The 24,030-nt window shown below is 61.1% G+C and carries 19 protein-coding genes; 8 read left to right on the forward strand and 11 right to left on the reverse strand.

Annotated features, from left to right (window positions below; translation table 11 throughout):
* Window positions 1–44 precede the first annotated feature (44 nt).
* The 10 genes from BN1079_RS14340 to BN1079_RS14385 form a co-directional block, all read right to left on the reverse strand.
* On the reverse strand, window positions 45–1,595 hold the full coding sequence (locus tag BN1079_RS14340) for a SpoVR family protein (protein ID WP_037025619.1): 1,551 nt from the start codon (window positions 1,593–1,595) through the stop codon (window positions 45–47).
* A gap of 10 nt (window positions 1,596–1,605) precedes the next feature.
* The gene (locus tag BN1079_RS14345; RefSeq protein ID WP_037025623.1) at window positions 1,606–2,877 is read right to left on the reverse strand and encodes a YeaH/YhbH family protein; all 1,272 of its coding nucleotides are present in this window, start codon (window positions 2,875–2,877) and stop codon (window positions 1,606–1,608) included.
* A gap of 90 nt (window positions 2,878–2,967) precedes the next feature.
* The gene (locus tag BN1079_RS14350) at window positions 2,968–4,890 is read right to left on the reverse strand and encodes a PrkA family serine protein kinase (RefSeq protein WP_037025626.1); all 1,923 of its coding nucleotides are present in this window, start codon (window positions 4,888–4,890) and stop codon (window positions 2,968–2,970) included.
* Between the two features lie 275 nt (window positions 4,891–5,165).
* Window positions 5,166–5,495: a thiosulfate sulfurtransferase GlpE gene (glpE, locus tag BN1079_RS14355; protein ID WP_037025627.1), complete on the reverse strand. Its 330-nt coding sequence runs from the start codon at window positions 5,493–5,495 to the stop codon at window positions 5,166–5,168.
* Window positions 5,492–6,319, reverse strand: coding sequence for a symmetrical bis(5'-nucleosyl)-tetraphosphatase (locus BN1079_RS14360; protein ID WP_037025630.1), 828 nt, complete (start codon window positions 6,317–6,319; stop codon window positions 5,492–5,494). The genes glpE and BN1079_RS14360 overlap by 4 nt, the downstream gene beginning before the upstream one ends.
* Entirely contained in the window at window positions 6,316–6,699 is a 384-nt protein-coding gene (gene apaG, locus BN1079_RS14365; RefSeq protein WP_037025632.1) for a Co2+/Mg2+ efflux protein ApaG, read from the reverse strand. Before apaG ends, BN1079_RS14360 begins: the two co-directional genes overlap by 4 nt.
* A complete protein-coding gene (rsmA, locus tag BN1079_RS14370) occupies window positions 6,692–7,513 on the reverse strand; it encodes a 16S rRNA (adenine(1518)-N(6)/adenine(1519)-N(6))-dimethyltransferase RsmA (protein ID WP_037025633.1) in 822 nt (273 codons plus the stop codon). Before rsmA ends, apaG begins: the two co-directional genes overlap by 8 nt.
* A gap of 152 nt (window positions 7,514–7,665) precedes the next feature.
* The gene (pdxA, locus tag BN1079_RS14375) at window positions 7,666–8,646 is read right to left on the reverse strand and encodes a 4-hydroxythreonine-4-phosphate dehydrogenase PdxA (protein WP_037025636.1); all 981 of its coding nucleotides are present in this window, start codon (window positions 8,644–8,646) and stop codon (window positions 7,666–7,668) included.
* 147 nt (window positions 8,647–8,793) lie between these two features.
* Window positions 8,794–10,101 carry a peptidylprolyl isomerase gene (locus BN1079_RS14380; protein ID WP_037026989.1) on the reverse strand — a complete coding sequence of 436 codons (1,308 nt, stop codon included), beginning with the start codon at window positions 10,099–10,101 and terminating at the stop codon, window positions 8,794–8,796.
* Window positions 10,082–12,886, reverse strand: a complete 2,805-nt coding sequence (locus BN1079_RS14385) for an LPS-assembly protein LptD (protein ID WP_037026990.1) — start codon at window positions 12,884–12,886, stop codon at window positions 10,082–10,084. Before BN1079_RS14385 ends, BN1079_RS14380 begins: the two co-directional genes overlap by 20 nt.
* Before the next feature lie 130 nt (window positions 12,887–13,016).
* Here BN1079_RS14385 and BN1079_RS14390 point away from each other — a divergent pair, with 130 nt between their 5' ends.
* The 3 genes from BN1079_RS14390 to BN1079_RS14400 are packed head-to-tail and all read left to right on the forward strand — an operon-like array spanning window position 13,017 to window position 15,484.
* Window positions 13,017–14,039: an aminoglycoside phosphotransferase family protein gene (locus BN1079_RS14390; RefSeq protein WP_037025640.1), complete on the forward strand. Its 1,023-nt coding sequence runs from the start codon at window positions 13,017–13,019 to the stop codon at window positions 14,037–14,039.
* Window positions 14,036–14,710, forward strand: a complete 675-nt coding sequence (gene murU / locus BN1079_RS14395) for an N-acetylmuramate alpha-1-phosphate uridylyltransferase MurU (RefSeq protein WP_037025650.1) — start codon at window positions 14,036–14,038, stop codon at window positions 14,708–14,710. Before BN1079_RS14390 ends, murU begins: the two co-directional genes overlap by 4 nt.
* A complete protein-coding gene (locus tag BN1079_RS14400; RefSeq protein ID WP_037025653.1) occupies window positions 14,711–15,484 on the forward strand; it encodes a DnaJ domain-containing protein in 774 nt (257 codons plus the stop codon).
* Window positions 15,485–15,652: 168 nt separating this feature from the next.
* Here BN1079_RS14400 and BN1079_RS14405 read toward each other — a convergent pair whose 3' ends face one another.
* The gene (locus BN1079_RS14405; protein ID WP_331709047.1) at window positions 15,653–16,678 is read right to left on the reverse strand and encodes an alpha/beta hydrolase family protein; all 1,026 of its coding nucleotides are present in this window, start codon (window positions 16,676–16,678) and stop codon (window positions 15,653–15,655) included.
* 170 nt (window positions 16,679–16,848) lie between these two features.
* Between BN1079_RS14405 and gabT the strand changes: the two genes are divergently transcribed.
* From gabT to BN1079_RS17170, 5 genes are all read left to right on the forward strand, one after another.
* Entirely contained in the window at window positions 16,849–18,129 is a 1,281-nt protein-coding gene (gene gabT / locus BN1079_RS14410; protein ID WP_037025657.1) for a 4-aminobutyrate--2-oxoglutarate transaminase, read from the forward strand.
* A 107-nt stretch (window positions 18,130–18,236) separates the two neighbouring features.
* Window positions 18,237–18,911 (forward strand): ribulose-phosphate 3-epimerase, encoded by a 675-nt coding sequence (gene rpe, locus BN1079_RS14415; protein ID WP_037026991.1) that lies wholly within the window; start codon window positions 18,237–18,239, stop codon window positions 18,909–18,911.
* Window positions 18,908–19,609: a phosphoglycolate phosphatase gene (locus tag BN1079_RS14420; RefSeq protein ID WP_037025660.1), complete on the forward strand. Its 702-nt coding sequence runs from the start codon at window positions 18,908–18,910 to the stop codon at window positions 19,607–19,609. Before rpe ends, BN1079_RS14420 begins: the two co-directional genes overlap by 4 nt.
* Before the next feature lie 179 nt (window positions 19,610–19,788).
* The gene (gene trpE, locus BN1079_RS14425) at window positions 19,789–21,267 is read left to right on the forward strand and encodes an anthranilate synthase component I (protein ID WP_037025662.1); all 1,479 of its coding nucleotides are present in this window, start codon (window positions 19,789–19,791) and stop codon (window positions 21,265–21,267) included.
* A gap of 121 nt (window positions 21,268–21,388) precedes the next feature.
* Window positions 21,389–23,578: a bifunctional diguanylate cyclase/phosphodiesterase gene (locus BN1079_RS17170; RefSeq protein ID WP_052114492.1), complete on the forward strand. Its 2,190-nt coding sequence runs from the start codon at window positions 21,389–21,391 to the stop codon at window positions 23,576–23,578.
* Window positions 23,579–24,030: the final 452 nt, after the last annotated feature.

Below are 24,030 nucleotides of genomic sequence, written 5' to 3' on the forward strand. Positions count from 1 at the left end.
TAAATCCACTCCTGCAAAGCCTGCCGCCCCGCTTAACTCTAGCCTCAATGCCTGCCCGCCAGATTTACCCCGGGAAACTTGGCCTCCGGCTCTGCTTCGGTTCTCGGCGGCATATGGTGGGTCGCTACCCGGATGTCGTCCTGCATGGAGTGCAGGTGGACATCGAAGCCCCAGAGACGATGCAGGTGCTTGAGCACTTCCTCGGTAGACCCGCCGAGGGGTTTGCGGTCGTGTTGCTGGTGGCGCAGGGTCAGCGAACGATCGCCGCGGCGGTCCACGCTCCAGACCTGAATGTTGGGTTCGCGATTGCCGAGGTTGTATTGCGCGGCCAGCAGTTCGCGGATGGTGTGGTAGCCGCTTTCGTCATGGATCGCCGGCACCAGCAGTTCTTCCTTGTGGTCGTCGTCAAGAATGCTGAACAGCTTGAGGTCGCGGATCACCTTGGGCGAAAGAAATTGCAGGATGAAGCTCTCGTCCTTGAAGTTCTGCATGGCGAATTTGACCGTGGTCAGCCAGTCGCTGCCGGCGATGTCCGGGAACCAGCGGCGATCTTCCTCGGTGGGGTTCTCGCAGATGCGGCGGATGTCCTGGTACATGGCAAAGCCCAGGGTGTATGGGTTGATGCCGCTGTAGTACGGGCTGTCGAAGCCCGGCTGGAAGATCACGCTGGTGTGCGACTGAAGGAACTCGAACATGAAGCCGTCGGTGACCAGCCCCTCGTCGTAGAGGTCGTTAAGCAGGGTGTAGTGCCAGAAGGTGGCCCAGCCTTCGTTCATCACCTGAGTTTGGCGCTGGGGGTAGAAGTACTGCGCAATCTTGCGCACGATGCGCACGATCTCGCGCTGCCAGGGTTCGAGCAGCGGTGCGTGTTTTTCGATGAAGTAGAGAATGTTTTCCTGCGGCTCGGCAGGGAAGCGCTGGTCGTCGCTCCCGTCATCATCCTTGCCGGGCGCGCGGGGAATGGTGCGCCAGAGGTCGTTGATCTGCTTTTGCAGGTGCTCTTCACGCTCCTTCTGGCGGCGGCGTTCTTCCTCGGCGGAAATGGGGTAGGGGCGCTTATAGCGATCCACGCCGTAGTTCATCAGCGCATGGCAGGAGTCGAGCAGGTCTTCCACGGCATTGATGCCGTGGCGCTCCTCGCACTGGGTGATGTACTGCCGGGCAAAGACCAGGTAGTCGATGATCGAACCGGCGTCGGTCCAGGTGCGGAACAGGTAGTTGCCCTTGAAAAAGCTGTTGTGGCCGTAGCAGGCGTGGGCGATGACCAAGGCCTGCATGGTGATGGTGTTCTCTTCCATCAGGTAGGCGATGCAGGGGTCGGAATTGATCACGATTTCGTAGGCCAGGCCCATTTGGCCACGGCTGTAGGACTTTTCCGTGCTGAGAAAATGCTTGCCGTAGGACCAGTGGTGATAACCCAGCGGCATGCCCACCGAGGCGTAGGCGTCCATCATCTGCTCGGCGGTGATCACCTCGATCTGGTTGGGGTAGGTGTCGAGCGCATAGCCTTCGGCGATCCGCCCGATTTCGCGGTCGTAGGCACGGATCAGCTCGAAGGTCCATTCCGAACCGGTGGAGATGGGATGTCGTTTCATACTGCGTTCCTCAGCTGGCCATGCGTCGCTGAAAGAGCTCGCGGAACACCGGATAGATATCCCCGGCACTCACCAATTGCTGCTGGGCGAAAGAGTCGGCAAAGGCTTCGGCCACCTGGTTGTATTCGTACCACAGAGCCTGATGTTCGCGCGGGGTAATCTCGACGTAGGAGAAGTATTGGACGAACGGCATGATCTGGTTGATCAGAATGTCGCGGCAGACCGGTGAGTCGTCGTTCCAGTTGTCGCCGTCCGAGGCCTGGGCCGCGTAGATGTTCCACTCGTTGACGGGATAACGCTCGGCCATGATTTCCTGCATCAGCTTCAGGGCGCTGGAGACGATGGTGCCGCCGGTTTCGCGCGAGTAGAAGAACTCCTCCTCGTCCACCTCTTTTGCACTCGTATGGTGGCGGATGAAGACCACCTCGATCTTGTCGTAGCTGCGCTTGAGAAACAGGTACAACAGGATGAAGAAGCGCTTGGCGATGTCTTTGGTGGACTGGGTCATGGAGCCGGAAACGTCCATCAGGCAGAACATCACCGCCTTTGAGCTGGGGTTGGGGTGCTTGACCAGCAGGTTGTATTTGAGGTCGAAGGTGTCGAGGAAGGGCACGCGGTTGATCCGTGCGCTGAGGCGCTCGATTTCTTCCTCGATGGCCTGGATGTCGCCGAAATTGTCCGGCTCCTCCAGGCGCAGTCGTGCCAGCTCGGCCTTGGCCTCGCGCAACTTGCTGCGGCTGCTGCCCGACAGGGCGATACGCCGCGCGTGGGCCGAACGCAGGGTGCGCACGATGTTGATCCGCGATGGATTGCCTTCGTTGCTGATGCCGGCGCGTACCGTCTTGAAGGTGTCGCTGCCGGTGAGGTGACGCTTGACCAGGTTCGGCAGTTCCAGATCCTCGAACATGAAATCGAGGAATTCCTCCTGGGTGATCTGGAAGACGAAGTCGTCCATGCCTTCGCCAGTGTTGCTGGCCTGCCCGGCACCACCTCCGCCGCCGCCTCCCTGGGGTCGGGGTATGCGCTCACCGGCAACGAACTCCTTGTTGCCGGGATGAACGATGGTCTGCCTCCCGCCGCGGCCGTGGTGAAGCACCGGCTCGTCGATATCGCGTCCGGGAATGCTGATCTGCTCGCCATGCTCCATATCGGTGATGGAGCGGCGTCCGACGGCTTCCTCCACCGCCTTCTTGATATGCCCACGATAACGCTGCAGGAACCGCTGACGGTTCACCGTGCTCTTGTTCTTGCCGTTCAGGCGGCGGTCGATCACATAGCTCATAGCCCCTCCGGGGCAGCCGGAAGCTGGAAGCGAGATATTCGAAGCTTGTGCTTGCCTTCAAATATCAGGCTTCCAGCTTCAAGCTGCTCTCTACTGCGATTTACGTACCCGCAGATACCATTCCGAGAGCAGGCGAACCTGTTTCTCCGTGTAGCCGCGTTCGACCATGCGCACCACGAAGTCGCTGTGCTTCTTCTGGTCTTCCTTGCTGGCCTTGGCGTTGAAACTGATGACCGGCAGCAGGTCCTCGGTGTTGGAGAACATTTTCTTCTCGATCACCACGCGCAGCTTTTCATAGCTGAGCCAGGACGGGTTCTTGCCGTTGTTGTTGGCCCGTGCGCGCAGCACGAAGTTGACGATTTCGTTGCGGAAATCCTTCGGGTTGCTGATGCCGGCAGGTTTCTCGATCTTCTCCAGTTCCTCGTTGAGCGCCATGCGGTTTAGGATTTCGCCGGTCTCGGGGTCGCGGTATTCCTGATCCTGAATCCAGAAGTCGGCATAGAGCACGTAGCGGTCGAAAATGTTCTGGCCGTACTCGCTGTAGCTTTCCAGGTAGGCGGTCTGGATTTCCTTGCCGATGAACTCCACATAGCGCGGCGCCAGGTATTCCTTGATGAAGCGCAGGTACTTTTCCCTGACTTCAGCCGGAAACTGCTCCTGCTCGATCTGCTGTTCCAGCACGTAGAGCAGGTGCACCGGGTTGGCGGCGATCTCGTGCGGGTCGAAGTTGAATACCTTGGACAGGATCTTGAAGGCAAAGCGGGTCGAGAGGCCGTTCATGCCTTCATCGACGCCGGCGGCGTCACGGTATTCCTGGATCGACTTGGCCTTGGGGTCGGTGTCCTTGAGGTTTTCGCCATCGTAGACACGCATTTTGGAGTAGATGTTGGAGTTTTCCGGCTCCTTCAGGCGGCTCAATACGCTGAACTGTGCCAACATCTTCAGCGTGTCCGGTGCGCAGTGGGCCTTGGACAGCGAGCTGTTGTACAGCAGCTTGTCGTAGATCTTGATTTCGTCCGTGACGCGTAGGCAGTAGGGCACCTTGACGATGTAGATACGGTCGATGAAGGCCTCGTTGTTCTTGTTGTTGCGAAAGCTGTGCCATTCCGATTCGTTGGAGTGGGCCAGCAGAATGCCGCTGTAAGGAATGGCGCCGAGGCCTTCGGTGCTGTTGTAGTTGCCTTCCTGGGTGGCGGTCAGCAACGGGTGCAGCACCTTGATCGGCGCCTTGAACATCTCGACGAATTCCATCAGGCCCTGGTTGGCCCGGCACAGCGCGCCCGAGTAGCTGTAAGCGTCGGCGTCGTTTTGGGGAAACTCCTCGAGTTTGCGGATATCCACCTTGCCCACCAGGGCAGAGATGTCCTGGTTGTTCTCGTCACCCGGCTCGGTCTTGGCCACGGCAATCTGGTTAAGGATGGATGGGTAGAGTTTGACCACGCGGAACTGGCTGATGTCGCCGCCGAATTCCTGCAAACGCTTGGTGGCCCAGGGCGACATGATCGAGGTGAGGTAGCGCGGCGGAATGCCATAGTCCTCTTCGAGGATCTGCGCATCTTCGGCAGGGTTGAACAGCCCCAGCGGCGACTCGAATACCGGCGAGCCCTTGATGGCGTAAAAGGGCACCTTCTCCATCAGGTGCTTCAGTTTCTCGGCCAGGGAGGACTTGCCGCCACCCACCGGGCCAAGCAGGTAGAGGATCTGTTTCTTCTCCTCCAACCCCTGCGCGGCGTGGCGGAAGTAGGAGACGATCTGATCGATGCACTCCTCCATTCCATGGAAGTCACTGAACGCCGGATAGCGGCGGATCACCTTGTTGGAGAAGATTCGCGACAGACGCGAGTCGGTCGACGTGTCGATCAGCTCGGGCTCGCCGATGGCCATCAGCAGGCGTTCGGCGGCGGTGGCGTAAGTGGTGGGGTCTTCCTTGCACAGATCCAGGTATTCCTGAAGTGAATACTCCTCCTGGCGGGTCGTCTCGAATCGTTGTTGGTAATGGCTGAATATGCTCATTGACTTCACCTCGATGCTCGGAGCCGGTGTTGTCATCAGGCATTCAGGGGCGGCCAGCTGTTGTGCAGCGACCTGGTGTTGGCGTCCCCCCGAACAGCCGATGGTTGGTCTTAGGCCCAGTAGTCGTTTTGCCGACTTTCACCTGATTGGATGGCCTTAACTCAAGGATAGTTCGGATTCGGCGAACTCAAGGGGGAGAGAGGGGTTCGGCGCTGTATTTTATCGGCCGAGAGGCTCAAGACCGCGTCATATGCGGCCTCTGGGTGCATAACTTTTTATGTCGGCTCGCCCTGCTCGACTTCTTGCGGATAGGTGTGCCGCCAGATTTCAAAACCGCCGTCGAGGCTGTAGACGTCGGAAAAGCCCTGATTGATCAAGTAGGCTGCGGCGCTCTGGCTGGAGTGGCCGTGGTAGCAGGTAACGATCAGGGGCTTATCAAGGTCGGCTGCGGCGATGAAGTCCGGCAGCGAGTGATTGTCCAGGTGAGTCGAGCCGCGAATATGCCCGTTGGCGTAGCTGTGCGCGTCGCGGATATCTACCACAACGCCGCCCTGTTCGCGCAGAGCCTGGGCCTGTTGGGGGGAGATGCGCTTGAAGTCGGTCATGCTGGGTCCTTGTGGTCGCAATCGCAGCGAAGCATTTCGCCGCTGTCGAGGTTCATCAAGGTCATGACATTGCCCCAAACGCAGCCGGTGTCCAAGGCGAATACGTTGGGCTCTTCGCAGTGACCTTCCAGCGCAGCCCAGTGACCGAAGATGATCTTGCAGCCACGGGTCTTGCGATTGGGATGGCTGAACCAGGGCGCGTAGCCGGTAGGTGCGTGATCGGCCCCTTCCTTGGCTTCCAGATTCAGCGTGCCGTCCGCCTTGCAGAAACGCATGCGGGTGAAATAGTTGGTGATCAGGCGCAGCCGTGGCACGCCGTGCAGCTTTTTGTCCCACTTGGCCGGCTGGTTGCCGTACATGCCGTCGAGAAACGGCAGGAGGCGGGCATCGTCGCGCAGCACTTCCTCCACTTCCGCGGCGCGCCTGAGGGCTTTTTCCACCGTCCACTGCGGCGGGATGCCGGCGTGAACCATGGTGGTTTCCCGTTCGCTGTCATGGTGTACCAGCTTCTGCTGGCGGAGCCAGTCGATCAGGTCGGTACGGTCCGGGGCGTCGAGAACGGGCCTGAGCGTATCGGAACGCTTCAGCCGGTCAATGTTGTACGCCGTCGCGACCAGGTGCAGATCATGATTGCCCAGCACGGCTACGCCGGAGCTGCCCAGGTCGCGCACAAAACGCAATGCTTCCAGCGATTGCGGGCCACGGTTGACCAGATCGCCAGCCAGCCATAGACAGTCGCGAGACGGGCTAAAATCGACCTGCTGCAGCAGGCATTGGAGGGGTTCCAGGCAGCCTTGCAGATCGCCAACGGCATAAGTGGTCAATGCAATACTCCGGGAACAGCCAAGCGAAAGGGGGCAATGATTGCATCGAATGTATGGCCATCTGCAGCGAGCATCTGGTAGCTGCCCTGCATGATCCCGACGCTTGAACTCATCAGCGTGCCGCTGGTGTAGACATGCTTTTGACCCGGGGCGATCAGCGGCTGCTCGCCGACCACGCCGGCGCCACGCACTTCCTGCACCTGGCCGTCGCCATCGGTGATGATCCAGTGGCGCGATAGCAGCTGGGCTGGCAGCTGGCCGTTATTTTCGATCACCACCTTGTAGGCAAAGGCGTAGCGGTTTTGTTCCGGCTGCGATTGCTCGGGCAGGTACTGCGGCGTGACGCTGACGTCGATCTGGTAACGAAGATCTTCAGACATGGTTTTCGCTCGGTGTGCCGTTATGCAAGGGCGGTAACTGGTCGGACAGGCGGACGAATGCGGCCAGGTCCAGCTGCTCGGGGCGCAGGCCGCCGTCAACATCTGCCGCGGCGATGGCATCTGCATCGAGCAGGCCCTTGAGCGTATTGCGCAGGGTCTTGCGACGCTGGTTGAAGGCCTGGCGAACGACGGCTTCGAGTTGGCGATGATCACGTGCGGGGTGCGGCAACTCTGCGTGTGGCACCAGCCGGACGATGGCCGAATCGACCTTGGGGGCGGGGTTGAAGGCGCCCGGCCCGACATTGAACAGATGCTCCACGCGGCAATGGTACTGCACCATGATCGACAACCGGCCCCAGTCGCCGCCGCCGGGTTGCGCGGCTAGGCGTTCGACCACCTCCTTCTGCAGCATGAAGTGCATGTCGCGGATCAGGTGGGCGTGATCGAGCAGGTGGAAGATCAGCGGCGTGGAGATGTTGTAGGGCAGGTTGCCGACGATACGCAGGCTGCTGGGCGCTTCGCTCAGCCGGCTAAAGTCGAATTTGAGTGCATCGCCCTGGTGCAGGGTGAAGTTGTCGCGCTCGGCGAACTGGCCCTGAAGAATGGGGATCAGGTCCAGATCCAGCTCCACCACATCCAGATGCGCGCCGCTGTCCAGCAGGCCTTCGGTCAACGCACCCTGGCCCGGGCCGATCTCGACCAGTCGCTCGCCAGGCCTGGCGTGTATCGCCCGCAGAATGCGGTGAATCACTCCGGCATCATGCAGAAAGTTCTGGCCAAAGCGCTTACGTGCGCGGTGTTGGTAGTCGGACATGCAGGCTCCAGGGAGCAGCTTGAAGCCTGAAGCTTGAAGCTGAAAGCGGTTAAGAGGCGCATTTTAACAGGGTGAGGGAATAGAGACGAAAAAAGCGCCGGGGGCTGGACTGAACGGAAGCGGTAGCTGGGGCGCAGGTGCGGCTCAGGCAGTTATGCGCCGCTCATCTGATAAGCCGTTTCAAGTGCGACCTGCAGGCTGCCGGTATCGATCCGTCCGGAGCCGGCCAGATCCAGCGCAGTGCCATGGTCAACCGAGGTGCGCACGATGGGCAGTCCCAGGGTGACGTTGACCGCCGCGCCAAAGCCCTTGTACTTGAGCACCGGCAGGCCCTGGTCGTGATACATGGCCAGCACTGCGTCGCAGTGCTCGAGGTTCTTCGGTGTGAACAGTGTGTCGGCTGGGAGCGGGCCGATCAGCTCGATGCCTTCGTCGCGAAGGCGGGCCAGTGCGGGCTCGATGATCTCGATTTCTTCACGCCCAAGGTGGCCGCCTTCGCCCGCGTGAGGGTTGAGGCCGCAGACCAGAATGCGCGGTCGGGCGATGCCGAACTTGCCAACCAGGTCGGCGTGAAGGATGCGCGTGACCCGCTCCAGCCGCTCTGCCGTAATAGCCGAGGCGACATCCTTGAGCGGTAGGTGGGTGGTGACCAGCGCTACGCGAAGGCCATGGGTCGCGAGCATCATCACCACTTGCTCGGTGTGAGTCAGCTCGGCGAGAAATTCGGTGTGGCCGGAGAAGGGGATGCCGGCCTCGTTGATTACGCCCTTGTGCACCGGCGCGGTGATCATCCCGGCGAAGGTACCGTTCAGGCAGCCCTGACCGGCGCGGGTCAGGGTCTCCAGCACGTATGGTCCATTGTCGGGATCAAGCCGGCCGGCCTCGGCCGGCGCTTTCAATGCTGTGTCCCAGACGTAAAGGCTGCCTGCCGGGGCCGGTGTTTGCGGCCAAGCGTCCGGCTGAACCGGTAACAGCTGGATATCCAGCCCGAGCAGTTCTGCGCGCGATTTGAGCAGCTCAAGGCTGGCGATGGCGATTAGCGTGTGAGGTTGGGCCTCGCGAGCCATTAGCAGGCAAAGATCGGGGCCGATGCCAGCCGGTTCGCCGGATGTAACAACGAAGGGAAGGGACATGTGGGCTCCGATCTGTGGCCTCTGATCATCGGCTTAGGCCTTCTGATCGTTGATTACGTCTTCGGCTGATTCGATCTGGAAGGAGGCGGATATGGTTTCATCGCTCCACCAAGGCTCGGCTCGGTGGAGCGATAAGTGTGATTCGCCTTACAGCTTCACTTCTACGTAGGCTTCGTCGCGAATCTGACGTAGCCAGGCTTGCAGCTCTTCGTCGTATTTGCGATTGCGCAGCAGGTTCATGGCCTGTTGTTCACGAAACTCTGCGCTGGCGTCCGTGGCGCGGCGTCCGAGTACTTCCAGGATGTGCCAGCCAAACTGGGACTGGAAGGGTTCGGACAGCTGGCCGGTGGCGCTGTTGGCCATGACTTCGCGGAACTCCGGCACCAGCGAGTTGGGGTCGATCCAGTTCAGGTCGCCACCGTTGAGGGCGGAGCCTGGGTCTTCGGAGAAGTTGCGTGCCAGCTCGGCGAAGTCCTCGCCCGCCTCAATGCGGCTACGCAGACGCTCGATGAGGCGACGGCTTTCAGCTTCGCTGCGAATCTGGCTTGGCTTGATCAGGATATGACGAACATGCACTTCGTCACGCACCTGGGTATCGCCACCACGCTTATCCAAAAGCTTGAGGATGATAAAGCCTGGAGGCGTGCGTACCGGCTGAGTGACTTCACCTACCGAGAGCTCACGCACCTGTGTATCGAACGGCGGCGGTAGCTGCGCCGCCTTGCGCCAGCCCATGTCGCCGCCTTCCAGTGCGTTTTCGCTGGCCGAGCGCGAGACCGCCAAGCGCGCGAAATCCGTCCCTTGTTGCAACTGTTGGTAGGTATCCGCTGCAACTTTCTCGGCAGCCTGAATGGCAGCTGAGTCGGAGGATTCGGGTATCGGAATCAGGATATTGGCCAGGCGGTATTCCTCGGCAAGCTGCAGCTTGCCCAGATCCGAGGCGAGGAAATTCTCCACTTCCTGATTGGATATCTGAATGCGCTCGGCAATGCGCCGTTGGCGCACACGGTTGATGACCATTTCGCGGCGAATCTGCTCGCGAGCGGTTTCCAGGCTCAGGCCGTCACGCTCCAGCGCGTCGCGGAACTGCTCCAGCGTCATGTTGTTGCGTTGGGCAATAGTGGCCAGGGCCTGGTTGAGCTCTTCGTCGGCAATGCGGATGCCCGAGCGTTCGCCGATCTGCAATTGCAGGTTCTCGGTGATCAGGCGCTCCAGTACCTGTTGCTGCATGACGTCGAGCGGTGGCATTTCTGCGCCGCGCTTTTCGATGGTCTGCTGCACTTCGCGCAGGCGCTGATCCAGCTGGCTCTGCATGACTACGTCGTTATCGACGATGGCAACGATGCGGTCCAGCGGACGCACCTGGGCCGAGACGGAAGTGGCAATGAGCGCGCTGCCCAGCAGCAAGGCGCCCAGCGTCAGTGGGCGCAGGGTGTCAGAAAGCTTGATTTTCACGTTCACGATAACCTTGTATGCCTTCGTCGAGGAATGTCTCAGTAGCGCCGCCGATAACGTTGCCGAGGCCTTTGAACACGATTTGCAGGAAGAGGCCGGTATCCGGCTCGTCGTTGCGGTCGGGGTTGAGGCTGGTTTCGTCGTAGTCGATCCAGTAGCGGCTGATCAAACGCATTTTCCAGCAGCAGCTGTCGTACTCGAAGCCGCCGAAGGCTTCCAGGGTGCGACTGCGGCTGTAGTCATGCTGCCAGCGCCCGATCACGCTCCATTGCGGGACCACCGGCCAGATGAACGAGAAGTCATGCTGGTCGATTTTGTAGTAGTCCTTGATGCACTCGTCTGGATTGGTGTCGCAGTTTCCATAGTCACCGCCATACTGCCACTCGCCTGTTACTTGATTGAAACGCATGGTGTCATTGCGGTAGCGATAGCCGATATTGACGATCTTGCCTGGGTTGTCGGCCGGCTGGTAATGCCACATCGCGCTGCCTGAGCGGGTTCTGTGGCTGTCCGGATCCCAGTTGAAAGTAGAGGTGAAATGCCAATCGCGATTGTAGCGATACATATACTCAAGGGCGTAGGGCGACACGTCTGAGGTGTAGTCACTTCGTTTGTCCAACGGCGTTCTGTCTGGCTGACCGTTGTAGCTGTCCGGCATCGTCACCTTGCGGTCTTCAAAATAGAAGGCCTGACCAATACTGAAACGCTGACGCTCAAGCCCGTTGGGCTCCACCCAGCGGCTGGTTACGCCGAGAGATACCTGATTGGCGTCTCCGATACGGTCTTTGCCCGAAAAGCGATTTTCTCGCCAAAGCGACGAGTAGCTAAAGGAGCTCTCGCCAGAGTCGAAGATCGGGATGTCCGTTTGATCTTCTTCAGGGACATATAAGTAAAACAGACGTGGTTCAAGTGTTTGCCGATAGTCGCTGCCGAACAACTGGGTGTCGCGATCGAAGTATAGGCCGCTGTCTACGCTGAATACCGGTACCTGACGATCTTGAGAACTCTTGAACTGCTGTTCCATAAACAGCGAGTCCTCGCCGCGCTGATCGATATCTAGGTCGTAGTGGGTGTACAGGAATTTGAGCGAGGGTTTAACGAAACCCCAACTCCAGTTAAGTGGCAAGCTTACGCCTGGTTCAACATGAACACGCTCGCCCTCGGCCCGACTGAGGCCGCGAAGGCGATCGTCATACCAACGCTCCGGATTACCGTCCTCGTTAAAGAAGTTTCCGTCGCGCAAGCTGCGTTGGAAGGAGACGAACTCAGTCTTGTACGTAAATGATAGGCCGCCTGGCTGGTATGGCAGGCGTCCATCTAGCGTTAATTGCGGAAGCCGCTCATAGGGGGTGATGTCGGTGACAGTAGCGCGTTCATAGGCATGCACATTGAGCCGGGCTGTGTAGCTATCGCCACGCCAAGTCAAAGTGCCGCGCTGGTCGAGGAAATCCGGCTGGCTGATGCCCAGCTGGGTATCCAGATCCTGAAAATAGTAGGGGTCGCTGATATCGGTGTAATCGATCTCAGCCAGCAGGCGCGAATCCAGGCCGCTGCGGTTCTGCCAGCTGTACATCCAGCGCTGGTCTTCGTATTCGGATTGCAGCTTGCGGTCGTCGTTGTCGTCGTCCAGCCAGGCGGCGCCGAATTGGCCTTCGCTGCTGCGGGTCAGATAGCGGAACTCGCCTTCCATCAGCAGGCCGCGGTCGCTCATGAAGTGGGGGTACAAGGTGGCGTCGAAGTTCGGCGCCAGGTTGAAGTAGTAGGGCGTCAACAGCGCCAGGCCGGTGTCGCTGGAGCTGCCGATGGTCGGCATCAGGAAGCCGGACTGGCGGCGGTCATCGATGGGGAAGTGGATATAGGGGGTGTAGAACACCGGAATATCCTTGACCCGCAGCGTGACGTTGGTGGCCGAGCCGAAACCGGTGGCCGGGTTCAGCGTGACGTTGTTGCCTCTCAGATGCCAGGTGTTTTCGCTCGGTGCGCAGCTGGTGTAGGTGCCGTCCTTGAGACGGATGATGGCAGTTTCCTCGCGCTTGGCGTACTGGGCGCTGCCGCGCGTGCGACTGTCATGGATGACGTATTCCGCGTTCTCTACCTTGGCTTCACCCGTGTCGAGGAAAATCTCGGCGCGGTCGCCCACCAACAGCGCGTTGCGGTCACGCAGACGGACATTGCCCTTCAGCTCGCCGCGATTCTCCAGCTGATAGAGGCTCGCCTCATCGGCCTCGGCCTGCATGCTGCCTTGGCGTAATACGACCTCGCCGGCCAGGGTGGAGACTTCCTGCTCCTGTTCGTGGCGGGTCGCCTTGGCCGAAACATAGGTCGGCGCTTCGCTCATGGGCGTATCGTCGAACTGACCGGGGCGGCTCGGTTCGATATAGGCACCGGCGCAATAGGGGCCGGTTTCGGCCAGCTGCGCATTGGTTAGCTGCTCGCGCGGAACCCAGTCCAGATGGCTGTAGTCGGCGCTACGCGAAGCCAGGGCGCGGCCCTTGCTTTTGGTGACATCGGTGGTCGTGGCTGCCTGGCGCTGGGCTTTGCTGGTGCCGGCCTGGGCAACGGCACCTGTGCTGCTTTCGGCCGCTGTGCCGCGGTTAGCCGGGCGTGGAGGCAGTGTCGGGCTGGCGGCACTGCTAGCGCAGTCCCAGCCACCGCCAGCACCCGGCTGGCAGGCGAACTGTTCGGCTGCAATGGCCACGGGCATCGCTACAGGTTGCAGTGCTAGCAAACTGCCAGTAACCAGTAGAGGAAATTTTTTGCGAAACGCGGGGATTTTGACTGCCATCTTGTTTTTTGGTCCGTGCTTGCGGCGAGCCATCGGCCGGGCTGGGCCGCAGGCCTCTCGATGGGCTGAGAAAGATCCGGGATAATAAAGCATGACCCGTCTATCGGCTAGCGCCGTGGAGAGAGCTGATATGCCGCAACACGATCAACGTCTGCACGCCCTATGCGCCTGGCTGGAACCCCGTCTGGAGGATGTTTTTGCGCGCCGGGGCTGGGGGGCGGTACCTGAAGCTTCACTGATTCCGGCCAGCAGCGACGCGAGCTTTCGGCGCTATTTTCGCTGGCAGGCGGCAGATCGCAGCCTGATTCTGATGGATGCACCGCCCCCGCAAGAAAACTGCAGGCCATTCGTCGAGGTGGCGGCATTGCTGGCGCAGGCGGGTATCCATGTGCCGGAGGTGCTGGCCCAGGACCTGGAACGTGGGTTTCTCCTGCTCGATGATCTAGGCCGGCAGACCTATCTGGACGTCATCAACGAAGACAACGCCGATGCGCTGTATGCCGATGCTATCCAGGCGCTGCTGGCATTCCAGGCGCTGCCTGTCTCGGCGCAGCTGCCGCGTTATGACGAGGCCCTGCTGCGGCGGGAATTGCAGCTGTTCCCCGAGTGGTATGTGCAGCGGCATCTTGGGTGCAGCTTCAGTCCGGCTCAGCAACAGCTCTGGGAGCGCAGCTGTCAGCTGTTGGTCGATGCTGCTTTGGCGCAGCCGACAGTGTTGGTGCATCGCGATTACATGCCGCGCAATCTGATGATCAGCGAACCCAATCCCGGCGTGCTGGACTTCCAGGATGCGGTGATCGGCCCGGTAACCTACGACATCACCTCGCTGTTCAAGGATGCCTTCCTTAGCTGGCCGGAACAGCGGGTGCAGGGCTGGCTCCAAGGCTACTGGGATGCAGCGCTGGCTGCGGGTATTCCCGTCCAGGGCAGCTTTGCCGAGTTTCATCGCGCCAGCGATTTGATGGGACTGCAGCGCCACCTGAAAGTCATCGGTATCTTTGCCCGCATCTGTCATCGTGACGGCAAGCCGCGTTATCTGGCGGACGTGCCGCGCTTCTTTACCTATATCGAGATGGTGCTGGCACGTCGTCCAGAGTTGGCGGAACTGGCGCAGTTGCTGCGCGAACTACCGAGCCCGCAGGTGTCCCCATGAAGGCGATGATTCTGGCGGCAGGCAAGGGCGAGCGTCTGCGACCGCTGACACTGCATACGCCCAAGCCGCTGGTAAGAGCTGCCGGCGTCCCGCTGATCGAGTATCACATCCGTGCGCTGGCCAGGGCCGGCTTCAGCGAACTGGTGATCAACCATGCCTGGCTTGGCGAGCAGATTGAGGCGCACCTGGGGAGCGGCGACAGGTTTGGCGTGCACATCCGCTATTCGCCCGAGGGCGAGCCGCTGGAAACCGGCGGGGGGATCCATCGCGCAGTGCCGCTGCTGGGCGAAGAGCCCTTTGCCGTGATCAATGGCGATATCTGGACCGACTATGATTTCGCCGCCTTGAAAAGGCCTTTGGACGGCTTGGCGCATCTGGTGCTTGTGGATAACCCTGCCCATCACCCGGCCGGCGATTTCGCGCTTGCGCAGGGCCGGGTAAGCGAGGCTGGCTTGCAGGGTAAATGCTTGTTGACCTACAGCGGCATCGCAGTACTCAGCCCACGCCTGTTCGAGAGCTGTAGCGCTGGTGCCTTCAAGCTTGCGCCGCTGCTGCGCCAGGCAATGGCGACAGGTGATGTCAGCGGCGAGCATTATCAGGGTCGCTGGATCGACGTCGGCACCCATGAGCGGCTGGCCGAGGTTGAACGAATCCTGGGAGGGAGCTGCTGAATGTTCTGGCCCATCACGCTGTTTGGGGCATTGGTTGGTGGCTTGCTGGCAAGTATTCCAGGCGCTTTGCTTGGGGCGCTCATTGGCCAGATGCTCGACCGGCGATTGGGATTGAATTCCTGGGCCGATCTGCGCCGGCGCTTTAAGGGCCAAGGCAAACCGCTGATGGAAGGCAATGAGCTGTTGTTCTTCCTGCTCGGGCGACTGGCCAAGAGTGGCGGGCGGGTCAGCGAGGAACATATCCAGGCGGCGCGCGGAGAGATGCGCCGGCTGCAGATGAACCAGATGGCGCAGCGTATGGCCATTGAGGCCTTTTACCGTGGCAAGGCCAGTGGCGAGGGGCTGCGCGAGCCATTGCAGCGTCTGCAGGGGCGTCGCGACGAGGCGAGGGCTATCTTGCAGGCCTGCTGGCGCATGGCGCGAGCATCGGGACGGGTCGATCCCCGTGCCCATGAACTGGTCCTGCTGTGGGGAAAGTGGATGGGCTGGGAGCCCGCCGCAGTTGCTGCGCTGGATCAGGGCGGCGGTTCGCGCCAGGGTAGCCCAAGCAATCTCGGCGGTGCTTACGAGCAGGCGTTGCGGCTACTGGGCGTACGCGCCGACACCGATCCGCAGGTGATCAAGCGCGCCTACCGACGCCTGCTCAGCAAGCATCACCCCGATAAACAGGCCGGCGCTGGCGCCACGCCGTCCCAGGTTCGCGAGGCGACCGAGCGTACCCGAGAGCTGCAGAATGCCTATGCGCTGGTTCGGCAGCGACGGGGCTTTCGCTGAGAGTTGAAAAGCTAAAGCTTCGTGCCGGGGCGGCGCTGCACGAAGCAAAGTCCGCACGGGGGAGCTGCGCTCTTTGCGGCGAATGCGCCAGCCAGCCGGCAAGGTCCAAGGTTTGCGCACGAAGGACGGCACAGGCAACGGCGCGCAACGTGCGGTTTTGCCGAATGATTAGTCAGTAGGTCTGTCCAGCCAGCCGCGTACCCGGCGTATCAACTGCTCGTCCCTGACCTTGTGTTCGCCCGTCAGCTCGGTCAGGCCGATCTGGTGATAGGCGGGATGGTCTATGCGGCGGCTGACATTCAAGCGCTCACGGGCCTGTTTCCGCGCGCTGTCGCTCTCGCGGTAATAGAAGTCGCCGGTCGGCAGCCCAAGTGACGGGACCAGCTGCGCCAGGGCCTCCTGCTGGCTGTCGGGCTGGCGAGGGTGAATCAGCGCCAGGCGCTCGACATCATCTGGCGCCCACTGCTGCAGATAGCGAGCGGCCCAGTAGGCTCCAGTGCCCTGGCCTAGCAGAATGATGGTTTTTGCTTGCAGCCCGCGAGCGTGATCCAGGGCGGCGGCAATTCGCTCGTCGATGCGCTCGGGCAACCCGGCAGCCGCCTTGGCCGGTTCGGCTGTTTCGAAGGTCTCGTCGTCCTGCTCGCCAGACAATTCTCCTGGCAATGCTGCGGTTTCCTCGGGCAGGTAGCCTGCTTCTTCGGGTTCGGCTGGTGGCTCGCTATCTTCGCTTGCGGGTTCTTCCGGTTCTGGCTGTGGTTCTGGCTCGGCTGGCGCAATGTAATGTGCAGAGTCCGGCAGGCTGAGGCTCAGGGTGTGCCAGCCGTGATCGGGCAGGCTGCGTCGTAGCGGGCCGATGCCACGCGGCCAATCGGCGCTTTCGCCGGTACTGGGCAGCAGAATCACCAGTCCTTTGGGTTCGGCGACATTCGCCGGTTGCCAGAGCGCCATAAAAGCCTCGTCGCCGGCCTGGAGGCTCAGTACTTCGGCGGGCGGCAACTGGCGCGCCAGGTCGGCGGCCATGCTGGCGCTGCGAGAAGAAAGCGCTGGGCGCTCGATGGGGGCGGGCGTTTCGGACGCAGGCGCGGGCTCGTTTGCGCTTGCGCCTGCACTGGTAGCCAGCGCAAGAGCACAAAGACCGACTCTCAAACGGTAAAGGCAAAACATCGAATTCCCCCAGGCGCGCAACTGCGTCATCGGGTAAGCCTAACGGCAAGCCGAGCTGTACGGAATCCACCTTCGACAAGGCGTGCAATATCCCGAACGGCAGCATAGAGTAATCCGAACGGTTCGCGGCGGTGGCGCTGCGCCTGTCCCTTGCACCCATATCGATCACCGGCCCTGTTTAGCGGCCACCCGAGGAACCCATGAGCCAGACCAACCAATCCCTGATGCAGCGCCGTATCGCCGCCGTTCCGCGTGGTGTGGGGCAGATCCATCCGATCTTTGCCGAGCGTGCCCGTAACAGCATGGTAGTGGACGTCGAAGGGCGCGAATTCATCGACTTTGCCGGTGGCATCGCTGTGCTGAATACCGGACACCTGCATCCGAAGATTCTCAAGGCGGTTGAGGAACAACTGCACAAGCTGACGCACACCTGCTTTCAAGTTCTGGCCTACGAGCCCTACGTCGAACTGTGCGAGAAAATCAATGCGCGGGTGCCCGGCGATTTCGCCAAGAAGACCCTGTTGGTCACCACCGGCTCCGAGGCGGTGGAAAACGCTGTGAAGATTGCTCGTGCCGCTACTGGCCGTGCAGGAGTAATTGCCTTCACTGGTGCCTATCACGGCCGCACCATGATGACCCTCGGCCTGACCGGCAAGGTCGCACCCTACTCGGCGGGCATGGGCCTGATGCCGGGTGGCATCTTCCGTGCGCTTTATCCCTGTGAGCTGCATGGCGTCAGCGTCGATGACGCGATCGAGAGCATCGAGCGCATTTTCAAGAACGACGCCGAGCCGCGTGACATCGCCGCCATCATCATCGAGCCGGTGCAGGGCGAGGGTGGCTTCAACGTCGCGCCGAAGGACTTCATGGCTCGTTTGCGTGCCCTTTGCGATCAGCACGGCATCGTCCTGATCGCCGACGAAGTGCAGACCGGCGCTGGCCGTACCGGCACCTTCTTTGCCATGGAGCAGATGGGTGTGGTGGCCGACCTCACCACCTTTGCCAAGTCTGTGGGCGGCGGTTTCCCCATCGCCGGTGTGTGTGGCCGGGCCGAGCTCATGGACGCCATTGCGCCGGGTGGTCTGGGTGGTACCTACGCGGGCAACCCGCTGTCGTGTGCGGCGGCGCTGGCAGTAATGGAGGTGTTCGAAGAGGAGCGGCTGGTGGAGCGCAGTCAGGTGGTAGGGCAAAAGCTGGTCGACGGGCTCAAGGCCATCCAGTCGCGCCATCGGCAAATCGCCGAGGTGCGTGGATCGGGCGCGATGGTTGCCATAGAGCTGTTTGAAGACGCCGAGCGTACCCGCCCCGCGGCTGAGCTCACCGGTAAAATAGTCGCGCTGGCCCGCGAAAAGGGGCTGATCCTGCTCTCATGCGGCACCTACTACAACGTGCTGCGGGTGCTGGTGCCGCTGACGGTAGAGGATGAAGTGCTTGAGCGTGGCCTGGCGATCATCGATGAGTGTTTCGATGAGCTGAGCTGATCCGAGTCGGCGCGCCGGACGAGCAGTAGGTAGACGTCAGGCGCGCCGCAATGCTGGCCCCTCGGGTACAATACGCGGCATTCCGCCCGCGCTACCTCGAGGTCGTCATGCAGCCGTTCGCCATCGCCCCTTCGATCCTTTCCGCAAACTTCGCCCGTCTGGGCGAGGAAGTGGACAACGTTCTCGCCGCCGGTGCGGACATCGTCCACTTCGACGTGATGGACAACCACTACGTGCCCAACCTGACCATCGGCCCGATGGTCTGCTCGGCGCTGCGCAAGCATGGCATTACCGCACCCATCGACGTGCACCTGATGGTTCGTCCGGTGGACCGCATGATCGGCGACTTCCTCGAAGCCGGTGCCAGTTACATCACCTTCCACCCGGAAGCCTCCGACCACATCGACCGCTCGCTGCAGCTGATCAAGGACGGCGGCGCCAAGGCTGGCCTGGTGTTCAACCCGGCCACGCCGCTGGACGTGCTCAAGTACGTGATGGACAAGGTCGACATGGTGCTGCTGATGAGCGTCAACCCGGGCTTCGGCGGGCAGAAATTCATTCCCGGCACCCTCGACAAGCTGCGAGAGGCGCGGGCATTGATCGACGCCAGCGGTCGCGAGATTCGTCTGGAAATCGATGGCGGGGTAAATCCAAAGAATATTCGCGAGATCGCCGCGGCCGGTGCCGACACCTTCGTTGCCGGCTCGGCGATCTTCAATCAGCCGGACTACAAGGCGGTGATCGACCAGATGCGCGCCGAACTGGCCCTGGCTCGCTCATGACTCGTCTGGAGCAGCTGTTCAACGGCCAATTGCCGCGCCTGGTGATGTTCGACCTGGACGGCACCCTGATTGATTCGGTGCCGGATCTGGCTGCCGCGGTGGATGATATGTTGCTGCAGCTCGGCCGTGAAACGGCCGGAGTCTCTCGGGTGCGCAACTGGGTCGGCAACGGGTCGCGGGTGCTGGTGCGTCGTGCGCTGGCCGGTCAGCTGGAGCATGACGGCGTGGATGAAACGCAAGCCCAGGAGGCGTTGGCGCTGTTTATGCGGGCCTACGCAGGCGGACACGAGCTGACCACCGTTTACCCCGGCGTACGCGAATGCCTGGACTGGCTGCGTGCTCGCGATGTGCCGTTGGCGATCATCACCAACAAACCCTCTGAGTTCATCGAGCCGCTGCTGGAAGAGAAGGGTCTTTCCGGTTACTTCCAGTGGTTGGTCGGTGGCGATACCCTGCCGCAGCAGAAGCCCGATCCGGCTGCGTTGTTCTGGGTAATGGACAAGGCGGGCGTTTTGCCAGAGCAATCCCTGTTCATCGGTGATTCACGCAACGATGTGCGTGCGGCGAAGGCGGCCGGTGTCGCCTGTGTTGCGCTCAGCTACGGCTATAACCACGGCGAACCCATCGCCGAAGAGTCGCCGGCCATGGTATTGGATGACCTGCGTGAGCTGGTTGCTTCGGCTCAGGGGCTGGGCTAGTGTTCTTCACATTTGCACCCCGCCGAAGAGATCAGATCGTGGTGGTTACCCGTAAACAGTGGATGAAGGTCATCAAGGCCCTGGCGCGCTGGCGCTGGCGACTCTGACTTTCTGACCGGCTTTGTGCCGGTGTGTTTGCCGAGCTGTTTCCGAATTTCCCTCCGACCACGAGGCTGATAATGACCCGCGAAGAATTCCAGCGTTTGGCCGCTGCAGGCCATAACCGCATCCCCCTGTCTTTCGAAACCCTGGCTGACTTTGACACGCCGTTGTCGCTGTACCTGAAGTTGGCCGACGCGCCCAATTCGTATTTGCTGGAGTCGGTGCAGGGCGGCGAAAAGTGGGGGCGCTACTCCATCATCGGTCTGCCGTGCCGCACGGTTCTGCGGGTACAGGATCACCACATCTGCGTGACCACCGATGGCGTCGAGACGGAGAGTGCCCAGGTGGAAGATCCCCTGGCCTTCGTCGAGGCCTTCCAGCAGCGCTACCGCGTAGCGCCGGTTGATGGGCTGCCCCGGTTCAACGGTGGTCTGGTGGGTTATTTCGGCTATGACAGCGTGCGCTATGTGGAGCACAAGCTGGCCCAGTGTCCGAATCCCGATCCGCTGGGCACGCCGGACATTCTGCTGATGGTCTCCGATGCCGTGGTGGTGTTCGACAATCTGGCAGGGAAGCTGCACTGCATCGTGCTGGTCGACCCGGCGCAGCCGAATGCCTATGAAGAGGGTCTCGCGCACCTGAAGGTGCTGCGCGACAAGCTGCGCCAGCCGATTGCGCCGCGACTGGGGCTGGACTTCGAGGGCCCGGCTGCGACCGAGCCGGAGTTTCGCTCAAGCTTCACTCGCGAAAATTACGAGCATTCGGTCAACCGCATCAAGGATTACATCCTTGCCGGCGACTGCATGCAGGTGGTGATTTCCCAGCGCATGTCGATTCCGTTCGAGGCCGCCCCCATCGACCTCTACCGGGCGCTGCGCTGCTTCAACCCGACTCCCTACATGTACTTCTTCAACTTCGGCGACTTCCACGTGGTGGGTTCGTCGCCGGAAGTGCTGGTGCGGGTCGAGGACGGCCTGGTCACGGTGCGGCCGATTGCCGGCACTCGCCCGCGTGGCGCCACCGAAGAGGCCGACCTGGCGCTGGAGCAGGACCTGCTCAGCGACGCCAAGGAACTGGCCGAGCACCTGATGCTGATCGACCTGGGCCGCAACGACGTCGGTCGTGTTGCTGAAAACGGCTCGGTTCGGCTGACCGAGAAAATGGTCATCGAGCGCTACTCCAACGTCATGCACATCGTCTCCAACGTCACCGGCCAGCTCAAGGCGCCGCTGACGGCGATGGATGCACTGCGCGCGATCCTGCCCGCCGGCACCCTCTCCGGGGCGCCCAAGGTGCGTGCGATGCAGATCATCGACGAGCTGGAGCCGGTCAAGCGCGGTGTCTACGGCGGTGCGGTGGGCTACCTGGCCTGGAACGGCAACATGGACACCGCCATCGCCATCCGCACGGCGGTAATCAAGGATGGCGAGCTGCATGTGCAGGCCGGTGCCGGCATCGTGGCCGACTCGCAGCCGGCACTGGAATGGGAAGAAACGCTGAACAAGCGGCGCGCCATGTTCCGCGCGGTGGCATTGGCGGAGAAGGCCGAGCGCTGACTTCTACTCAGGACGTACGTCTAAATTCCACACTGTACGTATGGTAATGGCCAAATGCCCTGTATATAGTCCGATTTCGCCTGTACAGGGCGCTTGACCGAATTACCAGCCGGTATCACGCATGTCGTATCAGACGGATAGCAGTACCGCCGCATCCACCAGCAATCGTTACCCGACCAGCGTTCTGGTTATCGCCTCCGGGCTGTTGCTGGGCCTGGTCTGGTTGTTGTCCTGCTTTACCGACCTGCAGGCCGGCACCGGCTGGTTTCCATTGTCGGTACATATCGCCTGTGAAGTTTTCGCTATCGTCGTTGCTTCCCTGGTTTTTGCAGTGGTCTGGCACAGCCAGGGTCCACAGCGTGCGTCGAGCCCGCTGCTAGGCTGCGCCTTTCTCGCCATCGCTCTGATCGACCTGGCGCATATGCTGTCCTACAACGGCATGCCGGACTGGATAACCCCGGCGTCGGTGGAAAAGGCCATAAGCTTCTGGCTGGTATCGCGCATTCTGCTGGCCTGCACGCTGCTTGCTGTTGCCTTCCGTCTACAGCCGAAACGTCCGTTGTCGCGCCCGGCCTTGCTCCTCGTTGCGCTGGCTGTGGCAGGCATCACCACGTTTATGCAGCTCTATCAGCCGCAGCTCCTGCCACGTACTTTTATCGAAGGCACAGGGCTCACGTCGTTCAAGATCATGAGCGAATGGCTGATTATCGCCCTGTTCGTCGTCGCCGCCTGGCGCTTCTGGGTCGGTCGCAAGGAGCGGCCGGCGTGGCAGGCGGAGGGTCTGCTCGCGGCCACGCTGATTTCCATCTTCGCCGAGCTGTGCTTTATCGCCTACGACAACGTCAACGGCCTATTCAGCCTGCTCGGGCACTCCTACAAGATCCTTTCCTACTGCTTTATCTACCAGGTGATGTTCGTCGCCAATGTGCGCGCGCCCTATGCCAGGCTTGCGGTGGAAAAAGCCGAGCGCGATGCCGCTGAGAAGAAGGCCCAGTATCTGAGTTCCTATGACAGTCTCACGGGGCTGCCCAAGCCTGAGCTCCTGCAGGAGCGCACGCGGCAAGCGCTGATGGATGCCAGGGGGCAACAGGCTTCGGTAGCGGTGCTCTATGTAGACTTCGACCATTTCAAGATGGTCAACGACTCTTTCGGTCATGCCTTCGGCGACCGGCTGCTCTGTCGAGCCTCGGAGCGTCTGCAGCAATTGCTCCCCGAGAGCGCCATGCTGGCCAGGGCTGGCGGCGATGAGTTTCTGGTTCTGTTGACTGAGTTGACGGATGCCGGAGCGACCTCGGCGGTTGTCCAAGCATTGCTCAAGGAGCTGTCCGAGCCCTTCGTGCTGGATTGGCAGAGCATCGTGGTGCCGGTTTCCATTGGTGTGGCCTTGGGTCCCAACGATGGCCAGGATTTCCCCACGTTGCTGCGCAACGCCGAAATGGCCATGTACAAAGCCAAACAGGGCGGACGCAAGAGTTGTTGCTATTACGATTCGGAGCTGGATGCTGAGATGCGCGGGCGTCTCTATCTGGTCAACGGTCTGCGGCTTGCGCTTTCACGCAACGAGCTGCTGCTGCATTACCAGCCGCAGGTGGATATCGCCACGGGGCGGTTGTTGGGTGTGGAGGCGCTGGTGCGCTGGCAGCATCCGCAATGGGGGCTGGTGTTGCCGGGGCGCTTCATACCGGCCGCCGAAGAGAACGGGCTGATCGTCGAAATTGGCAGCTGGGTACTTTTCGAAGCCTGTAGCCAGGCCGCCAGCTGGCGAGCCCAGGGCATGATGATTCCGAGGGTTGCGGTCAATGTGGCAGCGGCCCAGCTGCATGACGGGTCGCTGGAGCGCGTTGTTCAGGATGCGCTGGCCAAGACCGGGCTGCCGGCGTCTGCGCTGGAGCTTGAGCTGACCGAGTCGAGCCTGTTGGAAAACGACGCCGAGGTCGTACTCATGCTAAACAGGCTCAAGGCGCTTGGCATACAGCTGTCGATCGACGACTTCGGCACAGGTTATTCCTGCCTCGCCTATCTGCGCCAGCTGGCGGTGGATACGCTGAAGATTGATCGGTCCTTTGTGCAAGGTATCGATACCGAGGACGGTCACGCGATTGTCGCCACTATCATCCAGATGGCTGATTCGCTTGGGCTCTCGACGCTTGCCGAGGGTGTCGAGGATCAGGCGGTCGCCGATGAGCTGCTGCGTCTTGGCTGCCGCCAGGCCCAGGGATATCTCTATGCACGACCGGTTCCGGCTCAGGAGCTGAGTGCGACTCTGGCTGCGATCCGGGAACAGGTGCATGGCAGCGCGCTGGCCCAGTAAACCGCTGGCGTATAGGCGAGCCATGCGGGATAGACAGAGGTAGGCGAGAAACGCGTCGTAGCTAAGTAACTGTCGCAGGGTGTAGCGGGTCGCGCTGGGTGCGTGTGTAGCAGCTTATATGAGCAGTACTCATTGCGTCCGCGCTGAAGCTGTTGCTGCAAGCGAATTCCCGAGCTGTTTTATGCGCAGTATTGCGACGCAAATGGTTGCCCGGCCTGCTGGTAGCGGGCGCTGCCGGTTGAATCGGGGGCTGGCATAGGCTACTTTGCGTCGATCGTTTTGCGAGACCTTTCCGTGATATTCAGCAGCATCCTCCTGATGTGCCTTTTCAAGGCCAGCGCCCGATGGCGTTGGCGCACCTGATCCGGTCTTGCTGGCGCCAGCCAGAAATCATTCGCTTCGCGCGTCGTCCACAGCCTCCGGTAGCGCCTTTTTGCGGCCACGACTGTTTC

This window comes from Pseudomonas saudiphocaensis (assembly GCF_000756775.1).
GTDB lineage: Bacteria > Pseudomonadota > Gammaproteobacteria > Pseudomonadales > Pseudomonadaceae > Stutzerimonas > Stutzerimonas saudiphocaensis.

What these genes read in the sequence shown, in the direction of transcription:
- BN1079_RS14420 (WP_037025660.1), top strand. Translation starts at nt 18,908, where the DNA reads ATGACTCGTCTGGAGCAGCTGTTCAACGGCCAATTGCCGCGCCTGGTG.
- BN1079_RS14385 (WP_037026990.1), bottom strand. Translation starts at nt 12,886, where the DNA reads ATGGCAGTCAAAATCCCCGCGTTTCGCAAAAAATTTCCTCTACTGGTT.
- BN1079_RS17170 (WP_052114492.1), top strand. Translation starts at nt 21,389, where the DNA reads ATGTCGTATCAGACGGATAGCAGTACCGCCGCATCCACCAGCAATCGT.
- murU (WP_037025650.1), top strand. Translation starts at nt 14,036, where the DNA reads ATGAAGGCGATGATTCTGGCGGCAGGCAAGGGCGAGCGTCTGCGACCG.
- BN1079_RS14400 (WP_037025653.1), top strand. Translation starts at nt 14,711, where the DNA reads ATGTTCTGGCCCATCACGCTGTTTGGGGCATTGGTTGGTGGCTTGCTG.
- glpE (WP_037025627.1), bottom strand. Translation starts at nt 5,495, where the DNA reads ATGACCGACTTCAAGCGCATCTCCCCCCAACAGGCCCAGGCTCTGCGC.
- BN1079_RS14340 (WP_037025619.1), bottom strand. Translation starts at nt 1,595, where the DNA reads ATGAAACGACATCCCATCTCCACCGGTTCGGAATGGACCTTCGAGCTG.
- gabT (WP_037025657.1), top strand. Translation starts at nt 16,849, where the DNA reads ATGAGCCAGACCAACCAATCCCTGATGCAGCGCCGTATCGCCGCCGTT.
- pdxA (WP_037025636.1), bottom strand. Translation starts at nt 8,646, where the DNA reads ATGTCCCTTCCCTTCGTTGTTACATCCGGCGAACCGGCTGGCATCGGC.
- BN1079_RS14345 (WP_037025623.1), bottom strand. Translation starts at nt 2,877, where the DNA reads ATGAGCTATGTGATCGACCGCCGCCTGAACGGCAAGAACAAGAGCACG.
- BN1079_RS14390 (WP_037025640.1), top strand. Translation starts at nt 13,017, where the DNA reads ATGCCGCAACACGATCAACGTCTGCACGCCCTATGCGCCTGGCTGGAA.
- rpe (WP_037026991.1), top strand. Translation starts at nt 18,237, where the DNA reads ATGCAGCCGTTCGCCATCGCCCCTTCGATCCTTTCCGCAAACTTCGCC.
- rsmA (WP_037025633.1), bottom strand. Translation starts at nt 7,513, where the DNA reads ATGTCCGACTACCAACACCGCGCACGTAAGCGCTTTGGCCAGAACTTT.
- trpE (WP_037025662.1), top strand. Translation starts at nt 19,789, where the DNA reads ATGACCCGCGAAGAATTCCAGCGTTTGGCCGCTGCAGGCCATAACCGC.
- BN1079_RS14350 (WP_037025626.1), bottom strand. Translation starts at nt 4,890, where the DNA reads ATGAGCATATTCAGCCATTACCAACAACGATTCGAGACGACCCGCCAG.
- BN1079_RS14405 (WP_331709047.1), bottom strand. Translation starts at nt 16,678, where the DNA reads ATGACGCAGTTGCGCGCCTGGGGGAATTCGATGTTTTGCCTTTACCGT.
- apaG (WP_037025632.1), bottom strand. Translation starts at nt 6,699, where the DNA reads ATGTCTGAAGATCTTCGTTACCAGATCGACGTCAGCGTCACGCCGCAG.